The sequence below is a fragment of the Micromonospora sp. DT227 genome, assembly GCF_049841835.1.
Lineage (GTDB): Bacteria > Actinomycetota > Actinomycetes > Mycobacteriales > Micromonosporaceae > Micromonospora.
This window is the reverse complement of the sequence record NZ_JBNCLA010000006.1, coordinates 411,766-425,381: the sequence shown is the minus strand read 5'-3', so window position 1 is coordinate 425,381 and position 13,616 is coordinate 411,766. Positions and strand designations below refer to the sequence as shown.

Below are 13,616 nucleotides of genomic sequence, written 5' to 3'. Positions count from 1 at the left end.
ATCGGCGCTTCGTCGGCTGGGCGTGGCGCCGGGGCGGGGCGGTGGGCGCCGCCCGCCCCGGCTCACCGAGTGGTCAGCGTCGCCACTTCTGGTTGGCGGTGCCGCCGCACTCCCAGATCTGCAACCGGGTGCCGTCGGCCGAGCTGTTGCCGGTGGCGTCCAGGCACTTGTTGGCCTGCGGGTTGACGATGTCACCGGCGGCGCTGAACACCCATTTCTGCGCGCCGCTGCCGTTGCAGTCGTAGAGCTGCACCTTGGCGCCGTTGGCGGTCGACCCGGAGGCCACGTCGAGGCACTTGCCGAGCGCGCGCACCGAGCCGTCGGCGTTCCAGGTCCAGCGCTGGGCGGCGGTGCCGTTGCAGGTCCAGAGCTGCACGGCGGTGCCGTTGGCGGTGTTCGCGCTCGCCACGTCGACGCACTTGTTGCCGTACCCGACGATCGGCCCGCCGGTGCCCCCGCCGCCGGTGTCCCAGGCCTGCACGCGGACGTAGTCGACGGTCATGGTCTGCGGGAACGTGGTGGAGCCGTCCGGCGAGCCGGGCCAGTTGCCGCCGACCGCCACGTTCATGATCATGAAGAACGGGTGGTCGAAGACCCAGCGGTTGCCGCCCGCGTCGGCCGGCGTCTTGCGCGAGTAGGCCACGCCGTCGAGATACCAGGTGATCGAGTCGGGGGCCCAGTCGACGGCGAAGGTGTGGAACGCGTCGGCGAGCGCCTGGCCGTTCGGCAGCGACGTGGACGCGCCGATGCCGTTGGCGCCGGAGTAGCCCGGGCCGTGCAGCGTGCCCCACACCGTGGACGGGGCGTAGCCGACGTTCTCCATGATGTCGATCTCGCCGCTGTTGGGCCACGGGTTGCTGCCGATGTCGTTGCCGAGCATCCAGAACGCCGGCCACAGCCCCTGCCCGCGCGGGATCTTGATGCGCGCCTCGAACCGGCCGTACGCCTGGGTGAACGTGCCGTTGGTGAGCAGCCGGGCCGAGGTGTACTGGCAGCTTCCGTACCAGCAGCCGTAGCCGGCCGGGTTCTCCTTGCGGGCGGTGATGACCAGGTTGCCGTTGCCGTCGAGCGCGGCGTTGCGGGTGCTGTTGGTGTAGTACTGCAACTCGTTGTTGCCCCAACCGCCGCCGCCGATGTCGTAACGCCACTTGCTCGCGTCGGGGGCGGCGCCGGCCGGGCCGGTGAAGTCGTCGGACCAGGTGACCGCGCCGGGGGCGGCCATCGCCGGGGTGCTCGGGACGGTGGTGAGGGCGGCCGTGAGGCCGACCGCCGCCATCGCCAGGGCGGCGAGGGTACGGATGCTGCGCACGGGGTGCCTCCTGCGGTGGTGGGTCCGCCTACCGTCCGGGCGGCCGGCCCCGCAGAACGGTAAACAAACTATAAAGATAACCTTCGATGAAGGTATGAACGAAGCCACCCGTTGTCAAGAGAGCGCTTCCTCCGGCACGGCCCGCCGCGGCGCCGGCACCGGTCGGCGCATCTCGCGCCACGGCCCGCCGAGCAGCGGGGTCAACACCACCAGCAGGTAGCAGGCGCCGATGGTGAGCAGCGTGGGCGTGGTGCCGAACCGGTCGGCGGCCAGCCCGGCGCCCAACGCGCCCAACGGCATCGCCGCCCAGGCGCCGGCGCCGATCACCCCGTACACCCGGGCCCGCATGGCCGCCGGCACCCGCTCCAGCTCCACCGCGCCCATCAGCGGGTTGAGCGCGCCGGCGGCCAGCCCGGCCACCGCGACGACCGCGACCACCACCGGCAACGGCGGCGCGGCGGCGAGCGCCCACAGCGGCGGCGCGCCGCAGATCGCGTACGCGGTGACGAACGTGGCCCGGCGGGGCAGCCGGTGCCCGATCGCGCTGAACACCAACGAGCCGATCAGCGCGCCGCCGCCCATGACGCCGACCAGCAGGCCGAACGCGGCCGGCCCGCCCAGCTCGCGGTCGGCCACCACCGGTAGCAGCACGTTGCTCTTGGCCGCGTCGAACAGGTTCGTGACCAGCACCAGCAGCACCATGGCGCGCAGCAGCGGCTCCCGGGCCAGGAAGCGCAGCCCGGCGGCGAACTGTCGCCAGTAGCCGCCGGTCTCCGGCTCGGCCTCCTCGGTGGACGGGCGCAGGCCGCGCGGCACCAGCAGCGTCACGAACAGCGCCGAGACGGCGAACGTGGCCGCGTCCACGGCCAGCACCGGCAGCGCGCCCAGCACGCCGACCAGCAGACCGGCCACCGGCGCGCCGATCATGCGCGCGCCCCGCGACGTCGCCTCGTGCCAGCCGATCGCCCGCTCGATCGGCACCCCGGCCGCGGTCGCCGCCTCCGGCAGCAACGCGGTGCGGGCGGTCTGGCCCGGTGTGTCCAGCAGCCCGCTGACGAAGACCAGCGCCAGCAGCGCCGGGAACGGCAGGCCGACGGTGGCGTGCAGCAGCGGCACGGCGGCGACCGTCACGCCGGAGACCACGTCGGCCAGCACGCTGGACCGGCGGAAGCCGATCCGGTCGACCAGCACGCCGCCGAACGCGCCGCCGAGCACCACCGGTGCGGTGGCGAACGCGCCGGCCAGCCCGGTGGCCGCCGGCGAGCCGGTCTCGGCCAGCACGTAGAGCGGCAGCGCGATGAGCGTCAGCACGTTGCCGGTCAGTGAGACGGCGTGCCCGATCAGCAGCCCGGCCAGCGGCCGGCGGTCCCGGGTCACTGCGGCCCCCGGTAGGCCTGCCAGATCAACGTGACCATCTCCGCGCCCGGCCGGCCGGACACGCCGCGCGCCTGCCAGCGTCGGCCCAGCTCGGACAGCTCGTCGCGCAGCTCGCCCAGCTCGTCGGGGGTCAGGTGCAGCACCGTGTCGCTGCTGGTGGTGCCGCGCACCCAGGCCAGGTCGAGGCTCGCCTCCGACTCCAGGTACGCCTGGTAGCGGGCCACGTACCGCTCCATGGCGGCGCGGCGCAGCAGGTCGCCGGCGAGCCGGCGTTCCGGGTCGTCGAGCAGCTCCACCGGGTCCCAGTCGGTGGTGGCGTGCGCCGCCCGCCACCACCGTTCGCGGCGGTCGCGGGCCAGGTCGGGGGCCTCGGTCACGAAGCCGTGCTCGGCCAGCTTGCCGACGTGGTAGCTGACCGAGCCGACCGCCTCGCCGGTGCGCTCGCTCAACATGCCCACGGTCTGCGGGCCACGCAGGCGCAGCTCGCCCAACAGCCGCAGCCGGGTGGGGTGGGCCAGCGCCCGCATGGCCCGTGGGTCGGTCAGGTGCACGTGGTTCGGCCGGTCCGCCATGCCGCCACGCTAGACCGACAAGAGATGAAGTACAAGATGTCTTGTATTAGTCGAGGCAGAACTCGTTGCCCTCCGGATCGGCCAGCACCAGGTGCCCGGCGCCCAGCGGCGGAGCGGGCTCGTGGCGGGCCACCCGGGTCGCCCCGAGCGTCACCAGCCGGTCGGCCGCCGCCTCCAGGGCCGCCATCCGGGCCGCCCCGGTCAGCCCGGGTGCGGCCCGCACGTCCAGGTGCACCCGGTTCTTGCCCCGTTTCGGCTCCGGCACCCGCTGGAAGAACAGCCGTGGCCCGGTGCCCTCGGGGTCGACCACGGCCGAGGCGTCGTGGTGCCGCTCCGGTGGCACGCCGAACGCGGTCAGCGCCTGCTCCCACGAGTCGAAGCCGTCCGGTGGCCCCTGCACCCGGTAATCGAGCGCCTCGGCCCAGAAAGCGGCCAGTGCGGCCGGGTCGGCGCAGTCGAAGGTGAATTGCACGTCGAGGCCCATCGCGGCTCTCCTCTTCCTCGGGTCCCGGCCAGCCTTCCCGACGTAGCGGCCAGGAACTGACCGCGACCCGCGGGAACGTCACGTCCGGCGCGTCGCCGCCCGGCCCTTGAGCCGACGCCCCATCTCCCGGGCGATCTCCCGCTTGGCGTCCCGCTCGGCGAGCGCCTGACGCTTGTCGTACGACCGGCGCCCCCGGGCCAGGCCCAGCTCGACCTTGGCCCAGCCGTCGGCGAAATACATCGACAGCGGCACCAGCGTGACCCCGCCGTCGCGCAGCCTCTCCAGGATCCGGGCGATCTCCACCCGGTGCAGCAGCAACTTGCGGGTGCGCCGGGGCGCGTGGTTCGTCCAGGTGCCGAAGCCGTACTCGGCGATGTGCAGCCCGTAGAGCCAGAGCTCGCCGTCGCGCTCCTGGGCGAACGCGTCGACGAGCGACACCCGCCCCTCGCGCAGCGACTTCACCTCGGTGCCGGCCAGCACGATGCCCGCCTCGTAGGTCTTGAGGATGTCGTAGTCGTGCCGCGCCTTCTTGTTCGAGGCGATCGCCTTGCGCCCGTTCTCCCTGGCCACGCCGGCAGGATACCCGCCCATCCTCTGCTGTCGCGGGCCGGCGAGGACACGCCGGTCCGCCTCCCGACCGTTACGGAACGTTAGGCGTCGTGGGGGTGGGGGGACCATCCGTCAGCGCCCTTTGCTCTGCAGCCAGATGCGCACCGGTCACCCATGGTTATCGAAGTCGTCAGGCTCGGTCCGGCGGCCCTTGTGGTCGGTGCAGCTCACGGCCGTGCTGCGTCCGTAGCTGCAGAGCAAAGGCGCCGGATCGCCCTGACTGCCGCACCAGAGGGCGTTCACCCTGAGTAAAGAGGGTGTTGGTCACCCAGCGTCAAGCGACTCGCGGGAGGCGTCGAGCCTCGACCAGCACCGGAGCGCGTCGCCGGCGGCGTGCGGTCGACGTGCCCCGCGCGTCGCCGCCGGTCACACGACGACCGCCGCCGGTGCGCGGGGCACGTCGACGCGGGCGGCCACCCAACCGGTGGTGATCAGCAGCAGCGCGGCGCAGTAGGTGCCCATCACCAGCAGGCCCGCGCCGGGCAGCTCGGTGCCGGCCGCGCCCACGCCGATGAGCAGGTCGGAGACGAGGAAGAACGCGCCGCCGGCCGCGACCCGCGCGGACACCCCGGTCGCGGCGGCGGCCATCAGGCACAGCGCCAGGCTGTAGCCGAGCACCGGCAGCCGCAGCGGCCCCAGCGTGCCCCACAGCAGCGCGTTCCCGGCCGCCCAGGCGAGCAGGTAGCCGGCCCACGCCAGCGCCGGCGGTCGGCCGTGACGCCGGAAGCCGGTCAGGAACGCGAGCTGCGCGACCAAAAAGAACCCCATGCCGACCAGGAACGCGGCCCGGCCGGGCACGAGCAGCGCCACGTCCCCGGCGGTGGCGGCGACCAACCCGGTCGCCACCGCGTCCCACCGGCCCCGGCACCGCCAGAGGTACGCCAGCAGCACCGGCGCCAGCAGCGGCTTGGCCAGCCACTGGAGCACCGTCGAGTCGAGCGCCACCCCGACCAGCTCGACGGCGGCGACGAGCCCGAACAGGGTCAGCCAGGAACGCCTCATCGGGCCGGCTGCCAGCCGGGACGGCCGAGCAGGTAGCCGAGCCGGTGCCGCCAGCAGGTGGCCCGGCGGACGTCGGACCAGATCGCGGCGAACTCGTGCGTCGCCACCCGCAGCGGGTTGTAGGTGCCGATGTTCTTCGTCAGCCCGTAGTGCACCGCGGCCCGCTCCGGCGCGAAGCTGCCGAACAGCCGGTCCCAGACGATCAGGATGCCGCCGTAGTTGCGGTCCAGGTACTCGGTGTTCGAGCCGTGGTGCACCCGGTGGTGCGACGGGGTGTTGAACACCCACTCGATCGGCCGGGCCAGCCGGCCGACCCGCTCGGTGTGCAGGAAGAACTGGTAGAGCAGGCTGATCGACTGCTGGAGGAAGATCATCCAGGGCGGGATGCCGAGCAGCGCCAGCGGCAGCCAGAACGGCAGCGAGGTCATCGGCGTCCAGCTCTGCCGCAGCGCGGTGGAGAAGTTGTAGTGGACGCTGGAGTGGTGGACCACGTGGCTGGCCCAGAGCACCCGTACCTCGTGGTGGGACCGGTGGAACCAGTAGTAGGCCAGGTCGTCGGCGAAGAAGACGATCGCCCAGGTCCACCAGTCGCCGGGGGACAGGTGCACCGGCGCGACCGTCCACAGCGCCGCGTAGAGGCCGACCGTGAGCAGCTTCCACGGGAAGCCGATGAGTTGGCTGCCCAGCCCCATCGACAGGCTGGTGGTGGTGTCGCGCAGCTCGTAGCCGCGTTCCTCGTCGTCGGGCAGGAAGCGGTAGGAGACCGCCTCGATCACGATCAGCAGCAGGAACGCCGGGACGGCGTACAGCACGGCGGGGATCATGCGCGCGCTTCCCTTCCGGTGGTGGGGGTGGGGGTGACCGGGGCGGTCAGCAGCGCCCGGGCCTGCCGGGCCGCCGCCTCGCCCCGGCCGGACGCGACCGCCGCGGCGAGCCGGCGGTGCCCGGCGACGTCGAGCAGCTCGGCGGCGCGGGCGTCCGGGGGGACGTCACCGACCGCGAACGTGCCGGCGACCAGGCTGTTGAAGGCCAACTGGTAGGCGGTGTTGCCGCTGCCCCGCACCACCAGCCGCCAGATGCGGATGTTCGCCTCGGCCATCCGGTCCAGGTCCGGCGCGAGCGCGCCGTACTCCTCGGCGGCCCGGACCAGCGCGGCGACCACCGCCTCGTCGCCGCGTTCGGCGCAGAGCCGGGCCGCGTCGACGCCGACGCAGGCCCGCATCTCCAGCATGTCGCGCACCAGCGTCTCGACCGGGAGTACGTCGCCGGAGCGGGCCAGCGACAGCGCCAGGTCGAGCCCGGCGTGCACCCGCCAGTCGAGCACCCGGGTCGCGCCGCCCTGGCTGACCCGGACCAGGCCGAGCTGTTGCAGCCGGCGCAGCGCCTCCCGCACCGCGTGCCGGTTCACCGCGAACGCGGCGGCCAGCTCCCGCTCGCCGGGCAGCGTCTCGTCGGGCCGGTGGCGCCCGGACACGATGGCGTCGCGGAGCTGGCCGAAGACGTGGTCGGAGACCGAGGCGCGCGGCGCGGGGGTGAAGGCCATGGCCAGCAGTGTGTCCCCGGACACATCAACCCGTCAACTGGTTGGACCAGTTTGATTTCCCGGGTCGGCCCGGCCGGTGGGTACCGTCGCGGTCACGCCTCGTATCCTTTCCGCGGTAGGACCGCCACGGTGAAGGGAGTCGGTGTGAGCGACCGGGTCGAGACGTTGGAGTTCCAGGCCGAGGCGCGTCAGCTGTTGCAGCTGATGGTGCACTCGATCTACTCGAACAAGGACGTCTTCCTGCGTGAACTCATCTCGAACGCGTCCGACGCGCTGGACAAGCTGCGGCTGGAGTCGCTTGTCGACAAGGAGCTGTCGGCCGACACGTCCGACCTGCACATCGAGATCGAGACCGACGCCGAGGCCCGCACGCTGACCGTGCGGGACAACGGCATCGGCATGTCCCGCGACGAGGTGGTGGCGCTGATCGGCACCATCGCCAAGTCCGGCACCGCCGAGATGTTGCGCAAGCTGCGCGAGTCGAAGGACGCCGCCGCCTCGCAGGAGCTGATCGGCCAGTTCGGCGTCGGCTTCTACGCCACCTTCATGGTCGCCGACCGGGTGACGCTGCTGACCCGCCGCGCCGGGCAGACCGGTGGCACCCGGTGGGAGTCCACCGGCGAGGGCACCTACTCGGTGGAGGCGGTCGAGGAGGCGCCGCAGGGCACCTCCGTCACGCTGCACCTCAAGCCGGTCGACGCCGAGGACAACCTGCACGACTACGCCGCCGAGCGGACCATCCGGGAGATCGTCAAGCGCTACTCCGACTTCATCGCCTGGCCGATCCGGATGACCGTCGACAAGCCCGGCGAGGACGGCGACACCACCCGCGAGGAGCAGACGCTCAACTCGATGAAGGCGCTCTGGGCGCGGTCCCGGGACGAGGTCGACGAGGCGGAGTACAAGGAGTTCTACCGGCACGTCGCGCACGACTGGGCGGACCCGCTGGAGACCATCCACATGCGCGGCGAGGGCACCTTCGAGTACGAGGCGTTGCTCTTCCTGCCCTCGCACGCCCCGGTCGACCTGTTCTCCCCGCAGGGCCGGCGCGGCGTGCAGCTCTACGTCAAGCGCGTGTTCATCATGGACGACTGCGAGGCGCTGATCCCGAACTACCTGCGCTTCGTCAAGGGCGTGGTGGACGCGCACGACCTGTCGCTGAACATCTCCCGCGAGATCCTCCAGCAGGACCGGCAGATCAGCGCCGTACGCCGGCGGCTGGTCAAGAAGGTGCTCGCCACGCTCAAGGGCCTGCCGGCCGAGTCGTACCGCACGTTCTGGTCCGAGTTCGGGCCGGTGGTCAAGGAGGGCCTGCTGGAGGACGCGGACAACACCGACGCGTTGCTCGACCTGGTCCGCGCCGCCTCCACCCACGACCCGGCCGAGCTGACCACGCTGCGCGACTACGTGGAGCGGATGAAGGACGGCCAGACCGAGATCTACTACGCCACCGGCGACAACCGGGCCACCATCGAGAACTCCCCGCACCTGGAGGCGTTCCGGGCCAAGGGCTACGAGGTGCTGATCCTCACCGACCCGGTGGACGAGGTGTGGGTCGAGCGGGTCGGCGCGTACGACGGGAAGACGCTGCGCTCGGTGGCCAAGGGCCAGGTCGACCTGGAGACCGAGGAGGAGAAGGAGAAGGCCGAGGCGGAACGACAGGAGTACGCCGAGCTGCTCACCTTCCTCGGCGGCGCGCTCGCCGACAGCGTCAAGGAGGTACGCCTGTCCACCCGGCTGACCACGTCACCGGCCTGCGTGGTGGGCGACGCGTACGACATGACGCCGACGCTGGAGAAGATGTACCGGGCGATGGGCCAGGAGGTGCCCCAGGTCAAGCGCATCCTGGAGCTGAACCCGACCCACCCGCTGGTCACCGGGCTGCGCAAGGCGCACGGCGAGGGCGGCGACAGTGCCGCGTTGACCGAGACCGCCGAGCTGCTGTACGGCATGGCGCTGCTCGCCGAGGGTGGCGACCTCGCCGACCCGGCGCGCTTCACCCGGATCCTCGCCGACCGCCTCGCCCGCGGCCTCTAGATGAAAGGAGGGGCCCCTTGTCGACGCCAGGCGTTGACAAGGGCCCCTCCTTTCACAGCTGGCCGGGGAAGAAGCCGTAGCGGGCCAGCGGCTCGACGATCTGGTGCTCCTCGTACGACAGGTGCGACAGCAGCGTGTCGGTGAGCAGGTCCACCGCGTCCTGGAGTGCGGTGAAGTCGCCGGGGGAGCGGATCAGTTCCACCAGCGCCCGGTCCACGCTCTCCACCACGTCGTGGATCACCACGTGCTCCTCCGCCAAGCGGTCCAGCACCGGCGCCAGCCCGGCGTCGGCCCGGCGCAGGTGCGGGAAGATCGAGCCGTCCTCCAGCCCGTGGTGCTGGGTCACCACCGTGCAGTAGGCCGCGCAGTAGGCGCCCAGCGTCCAGTTGTTCTGCCGCATGGTCATCTCGTTCAGCGCGGCCCGCGCCCCACCGGGCGAGACCGCGCCGCGCCGGACCTGGTCGAGCAGGTCGCGCACCTGGGCCAGCTCCCGGCGCAGGTGGTCGTGCACGTCCACCAGGTGCTGCCCGGCCGCCTGCCCGCCGGCCGGGTAGACCTGACCGGCCGGCGCCGGCGGGGCGGCCGGCCGGGTCGACTCGTCCCAGGGGCGGCGCGCGCTCAGGCGTACCCCGGGGTCGGGGGTGGGGGTGACCGCGAGCGCGGTCGGACCGCCGGCCGCGGCCTGCTCCCCGGCGACGGCCCGGGCGCCGCTGCCGGGCGTGGTGCGCTCGGCAGCGACCAGCTCCCGCACCGCCGGCGCCACCTCCTGCGCGAAGAGTTGGATGGCGCGTGGCTCGTCGGCGGCGAGGATGAACGTGGTGATGCCGTGCGCCAGCGTGAGCCCGGCCAGCTCCTCCACCCACTGCTCCGGCGGGCCGGCGAGGAAGCCGGTCGACGAGCGGGCGAACGTGCCGGTCACATTGAGCATCCGGCGGATCGCGCCCGGGTCCCGGCCGGCGGCCCGCGCGCCGTCGTCGACAAGCGCGTTGAGCGCCGGCAGGTCGTCCGGCCCGTTCGGCAGGTACGACAGCGACGGCAGCCAGCCGTCCGCGGCGCGGCCGACCAGCCGCAGCATCCGCGGCTTGTACGCGCCCACCCAGATGCCCACCGGATGCGCCGGGGCCGGCCCGCGTTTCGCCCCGACCACCCGGTAGTGCTCGCCGGGCAGGCGGATCATGTCGCGCCGGTCGGTGTCCCACACCTCGCGGATGACCCGGATCGCCTCGTCGAGCGCGTCGACCGCCGCGCCGGGGGAGAGCCGCCGCCCGCCGGCCGCCTCGATCCCGTCCCAGAACGCGCCCGCGCCGAGGCCCAGTTCGACCCGGCCGCCGGTGAGCAGGTCCAGGCTGGCGACGCTGCGCGCCAGCACCACCGGTTGGCGCAGCGGCAGGTTGAGCACGTTGCCGGCCAGGCGGATCCGGTCGGTGGCGGCGGCCACGTACGACATCAGCGTCCAGGTGTCCAGGAAGGCCGGCAGGTAGGGATGGTCCTGGAAGGTGACCAGGTCCAACCCGGCCCGCTCGCAGAGCGTGGCGAGCGCCACCACCTGCTCGGGCTGCCCGGCGGCCGGCGTGAGGAAGCTGCCGAAGGCCAGCTCGGGTCCGTGGTCGGTCATCCACCCGCTCCTCGCGCGATCTTGTCCGGTCCCGCCCACGGTAGCGCCCCGCCGACGGCCCGGCCGGGCGTACACCCGTGCCACGACACGCCGGATCACCGGGAGTCTGTCCTGCTCGGCGGCATCGCCGCCGGAGCGGGGTGGCCGGTGACCGGGTTCCGTCGCCGCCGGTTGCTATGGTCACGGGTGCTTGGCTAAGACGTGAAGAAAGCGCGGATATGACCAACGATGCGTTCTCGGCCGCCGTGAGCCTCGACGAGCTGCTGACCCGCACGCAGCAGGCGTTGGCCGCGATGCGGTCCCGGGCCACCGTGCACGCCGACGGCGAGCCGGGCGACCTGCTGCGGGCCGAGGGCGCCGCGGCCGGCGGCCGGGTCCGCGCGGTCGCCGTCCAGGGTGGCCGGCTGCATTCCGTCGCGGTCGACCCGGAGCTGGCCGGCGAGCCGCTGGAGGCGCTCTGCGGGCACGTCGTCGCCGCCGTCAACGCCGCGCTCGCCGAGTTGGACGCCCAGGTCAGCGCCTCGGCCCGGGCGGACGCCGACGCGCTCGCCGCCCGGCTCGGCGGGCTGCCCGACCAGGCGGAGCTGTTCAGCGCGACGATGCACGAGGTGGCCGCGCGGATCCGCCGCGACCGCGCCGCCGCGTCCCGCGCCGCCCGCCCGGCCTGATCAGCGGCCAGCGTCCCACGCCGCTCGCCCGTCCGGCCTGATCGGCGGTCAGCGCCCCGCGGCGGCCGGTCACCGGAGACGACGGAGCGGCCGGCCGTCTCCGAGGACGACGACCGGCCGCTCGCGTTGCGGTCAGCTCAGGTTGACCGCGGTGTCGTCGACGACGAAGGACGTCTGGAGGGAGGCGTCCTCCACGCCGCTGAACGAGATGGTGGCGGTGGTGCCGGCCAGCGACGAGATGTCGAAGGACCGCTGCACGTAGCCGGTGGCCTTGTTCAGGTTGGAGTAGGTCGCCAGCGTGGTGCTGCCGGCCTTGACGGTCAGCTTGTCGTACGCGGTGCTCGTGGTGGACTCCGCGCTGTCGACGTGCAGCCAGAAGCTCAGCGTCGCCCGGCAGCCGGCCGGGATGCTGACCGACTGGCTGAGCGTGTCGGTGTGCGAGGAGCCGTAGCCGTCGAGCCACGCCTTGTACGAGCCGCCGTGCGCGGCCTGGCCGCTGTCGGTGGTGATGACGCCGGACGAGGCGGTCCAGTTCACGTTGCCCGACTCGAAGCCGGGGTTGGCCAGCTTGTTGCCGGAGCAGCCGCCCGACGGCGGGGTGGAGGTGGTCGGCGTGGGCGTCGGGGTGCCGCCGCCGGAGCAGGTCGGGTCACCCGACTGCGCCGGCACGCTGACCGCGTCCCAGGCCGCCTTGACGGTGTTGAACTCGGTGCAGCCGCTCGGGTAGAGGTTCTTCGCCGCCTGCAGCGTCCAGGTGCGGTACTTCAGGTACGACGAGGACGAGGTCTTCAGCAGCATCGCGTTGTACATGATCTTGATGGCCTTCTGGATGCCCAGGCCGGTCACGCTGCCGCCGTTGCAGGTCGAGCTGGACGGCTGCCCGTTGGTCGGGCTGTTGCCGTTGGCCAGCAGGTAGAACCAGTGGTTGCCCGGCCCGGCGGAGGCGTGCACCTCGCCACCGGGGACGCTGCTGGAGTAGCAGTTCGGGTCGCCGAGCGCTCCCGGGTTGTACATGTTCCGGATCGGGCCGGAGCCCACCAGGTTGATCTTCTCGCCGACCAGGAAGTCGGGCGCGTCGTAGCTGGACGGCTCGTTGGCGAACCACTCGGTGGCCGCGCCGAACGTGTCCGCCACGAACTCCTGGGTGCCGCCGCCGGAGATGCCACCGGGGGTGTGGTCGTCGATGCCGTGGCCGATCTCGTGGGCCACCACGTCGAGCGAGCCGATCCACTGACCGGCGGTGTTCTTGCCGATCTGGACCTGGCTGCCGTCGTAGTAGGCGTTCTGGTCGTTCAGGCCCACCCGGATCGGCCAGTAGCCGCCGTTGCCGTCGGCGCCGTTGCGGCCCAGCCACTGGTTGAGCATCTTGTGCTCGGTCTGGGCGGAGAACAGCGCGTCGACGCAGCCGGTCTCCTTGTTGGTGCCGGTGCCGTTGCCCCAGGCGTCGTCGGTGCCGCTGAACGTGGTGTTGTTCGCGGCGTCCTGGCAGCTGAGGTTCGTGACGGTCGGGTCCTTCATGGTGTACGTGCTGCCCGACTGGGTGGTGTTCAGCGTCAGCGGGCTGGGCCCGTTCCACGTGCCGGTGCCGGTGCCGTTGACGATGTGCTCCTGCTTGCGCAGCACCGCCCCGGTACGGGCGTCGACGTCCACGGTGAGCCGGCTGGCGCCGTCCGCGCCGGTGCCGCGCACGGTGGTCTCCCAGGCCAGCGTCGGGCTGGCGCCGAGCGTGTAGACCACGAGCGTGGTGCCCTCGACCGCGCTGACGGTCTTGAGCTGGGCACGCGCCGTCTTCGCGGCGGCGGCCGAGGTCAGCTTGGGGGTGGTGGCGAGCGCGCCGATCGGCCGCTGCTGGGCGACCGAGGCGTACTTCAGGTTGCCGGCGGCGTCGGTGGCGAGCACGAAGTCGCCGCCGACCACCGGCAGGCCCCGGTAGGTCCGCTCGTAGGGCACGTACTGGGTGCCCTCGGAGGAGATCACGGGCTTCTGCACGAACGCGTCGTCGGAGCCGGCCTGCAGGTAGGCGGGACGGTTCGCGACCAGCGCGCGGGCCGAGTCGGCGGCTGTCGCGCGGGCCTGGGCGGGGTTCGGGGCGGCGGGCCCGGGGGGCGCGGCCTGCACGGCCGCGGCGGTGCCGGCGGCCAGCACGCCGGCCGCGGCCGCGCCGGTGAGCGCGGCGAGGCGGGGTGAGAGCTTCAAGAGGGTGTGCTCCTGTTCCTAGGCGCGCCGCACGGAGCCCGGTGGGGACGGGCGGCGCGATGGTGCGAGGCGGGGTGACGGTTGGTCACCGGAGCTGCCGGCGTGGCTCCGGGTCGACAGATCGACCGTCCGGGCCGTCGGGGGTCGGCGGCTCGTTGGGTGCACAATCACACGGCGTGCGAGCCGGGAGCAATGGGTGACCGG

Annotated in this window: 12 protein-coding genes; 2 read left to right on the top strand and 10 right to left on the bottom strand. The window is 72.8% G+C overall.

Going from position 1 to position 13,616, the window contains the following annotated elements; genetic code table 11:
- Positions 1 to 73: 73 nt before the first annotated feature.
- From ACLQ2W_RS22720 to ACLQ2W_RS22685, 8 genes are all read right to left on the bottom strand, one after another.
- Positions 74 to 1,309: an RICIN domain-containing protein gene (locus ACLQ2W_RS22720; RefSeq protein ID WP_425788417.1), complete on the bottom strand. Its 1,236-nt coding sequence runs from the start codon at positions 1,307 to 1,309 to the stop codon at positions 74 to 76.
- A 114-nt stretch (positions 1,310 to 1,423) separates the two neighbouring features.
- Positions 1,424 to 2,686 (bottom strand): MFS transporter, encoded by a 1,263-nt coding sequence (locus ACLQ2W_RS22715; protein ID WP_425788415.1) that lies wholly within the window; start codon positions 2,684 to 2,686, stop codon positions 1,424 to 1,426.
- Positions 2,683 to 3,258, bottom strand: a complete 576-nt coding sequence (locus ACLQ2W_RS22710) for a helix-turn-helix domain-containing protein (protein WP_425788413.1) — start codon at positions 3,256 to 3,258, stop codon at positions 2,683 to 2,685. The genes ACLQ2W_RS22715 and ACLQ2W_RS22710 overlap by 4 nt, the downstream gene beginning before the upstream one ends.
- Before the next feature lie 46 nt (positions 3,259 to 3,304).
- Positions 3,305 to 3,742: a VOC family protein gene (locus ACLQ2W_RS22705; RefSeq protein WP_425788411.1), complete on the bottom strand. Its 438-nt coding sequence runs from the start codon at positions 3,740 to 3,742 to the stop codon at positions 3,305 to 3,307.
- A gap of 78 nt (positions 3,743 to 3,820) precedes the next feature.
- Complete coding sequence (smpB, locus tag ACLQ2W_RS22700) at positions 3,821 to 4,312, bottom strand: SsrA-binding protein SmpB (protein WP_425788409.1); 492 nt, start codon at positions 4,310 to 4,312, stop codon at positions 3,821 to 3,823.
- A gap of 405 nt (positions 4,313 to 4,717) precedes the next feature.
- On the bottom strand, positions 4,718 to 5,353 hold the full coding sequence (locus tag ACLQ2W_RS22695) for a lysoplasmalogenase (protein ID WP_425788408.1): 636 nt from the start codon (positions 5,351 to 5,353) through the stop codon (positions 4,718 to 4,720).
- Entirely contained in the window at positions 5,350 to 6,177 is an 828-nt protein-coding gene (locus ACLQ2W_RS22690) for a sterol desaturase family protein (protein WP_425788406.1), read from the bottom strand. The genes ACLQ2W_RS22695 and ACLQ2W_RS22690 overlap by 4 nt, the downstream gene beginning before the upstream one ends.
- The gene (locus ACLQ2W_RS22685) at positions 6,174 to 6,896 is read right to left on the bottom strand and encodes a FadR/GntR family transcriptional regulator (RefSeq protein WP_425788404.1); all 723 of its coding nucleotides are present in this window, start codon (positions 6,894 to 6,896) and stop codon (positions 6,174 to 6,176) included. Before ACLQ2W_RS22685 ends, ACLQ2W_RS22690 begins: the two co-directional genes overlap by 4 nt.
- Before the next feature lie 144 nt (positions 6,897 to 7,040).
- On the opposite strand from ACLQ2W_RS22685, the gene htpG reads away from it, so the two are divergent.
- Positions 7,041 to 8,933 (top strand): molecular chaperone HtpG, encoded by a 1,893-nt coding sequence (gene htpG / locus ACLQ2W_RS22680; protein ID WP_425788402.1) that lies wholly within the window; start codon positions 7,041 to 7,043, stop codon positions 8,931 to 8,933.
- A gap of 52 nt (positions 8,934 to 8,985) precedes the next feature.
- Here the strand turns inward: htpG and ACLQ2W_RS22675 are convergent, their stop codons facing one another.
- Positions 8,986 to 10,548: an LLM class flavin-dependent oxidoreductase gene (locus ACLQ2W_RS22675; RefSeq protein WP_425788400.1), complete on the bottom strand. Its 1,563-nt coding sequence runs from the start codon at positions 10,546 to 10,548 to the stop codon at positions 8,986 to 8,988.
- Positions 10,549 to 10,766: 218 nt separating this feature from the next.
- Between ACLQ2W_RS22675 and ACLQ2W_RS22670 the strand changes: the two genes are divergently transcribed.
- A complete protein-coding gene (locus ACLQ2W_RS22670) occupies positions 10,767 to 11,216 on the top strand; it encodes a YbaB/EbfC family nucleoid-associated protein (RefSeq protein WP_425788398.1) in 450 nt (149 codons plus the stop codon).
- Between the two features lie 132 nt (positions 11,217 to 11,348).
- Here ACLQ2W_RS22670 and ACLQ2W_RS22665 read toward each other — a convergent pair whose 3' ends face one another.
- Positions 11,349 to 13,412 carry a M4 family metallopeptidase gene (locus ACLQ2W_RS22665; protein WP_425788396.1) on the bottom strand — a complete coding sequence of 688 codons (2,064 nt, stop codon included), beginning with the start codon at positions 13,410 to 13,412 and terminating at the stop codon, positions 11,349 to 11,351.
- Between the last annotated feature and the right edge of the window lie 204 nt (positions 13,413 to 13,616).

Excerpts from the sequence above, each read along its gene's own strand:
- ACLQ2W_RS22685 (WP_425788404.1), bottom strand. The coding sequence starts at position 6,896 with ATGGCCTTCACCCCCGCGCCGCGCGCCTCGGTCTCCGACCACGTCTTC.
- ACLQ2W_RS22670 (WP_425788398.1), top strand. The coding sequence starts at position 10,767 with ATGACCAACGATGCGTTCTCGGCCGCCGTGAGCCTCGACGAGCTGCTG.
- ACLQ2W_RS22690 (WP_425788406.1), bottom strand. The coding sequence starts at position 6,177 with ATGATCCCCGCCGTGCTGTACGCCGTCCCGGCGTTCCTGCTGCTGATC.
- ACLQ2W_RS22695 (WP_425788408.1), bottom strand. The coding sequence starts at position 5,353 with ATGAGGCGTTCCTGGCTGACCCTGTTCGGGCTCGTCGCCGCCGTCGAG.
- ACLQ2W_RS22705 (WP_425788411.1), bottom strand. The coding sequence starts at position 3,742 with ATGGGCCTCGACGTGCAATTCACCTTCGACTGCGCCGACCCGGCCGCA.
- ACLQ2W_RS22710 (WP_425788413.1), bottom strand. The coding sequence starts at position 3,258 with ATGGCGGACCGGCCGAACCACGTGCACCTGACCGACCCACGGGCCATG.
- ACLQ2W_RS22675 (WP_425788400.1), bottom strand. The coding sequence starts at position 10,548 with ATGACCGACCACGGACCCGAGCTGGCCTTCGGCAGCTTCCTCACGCCG.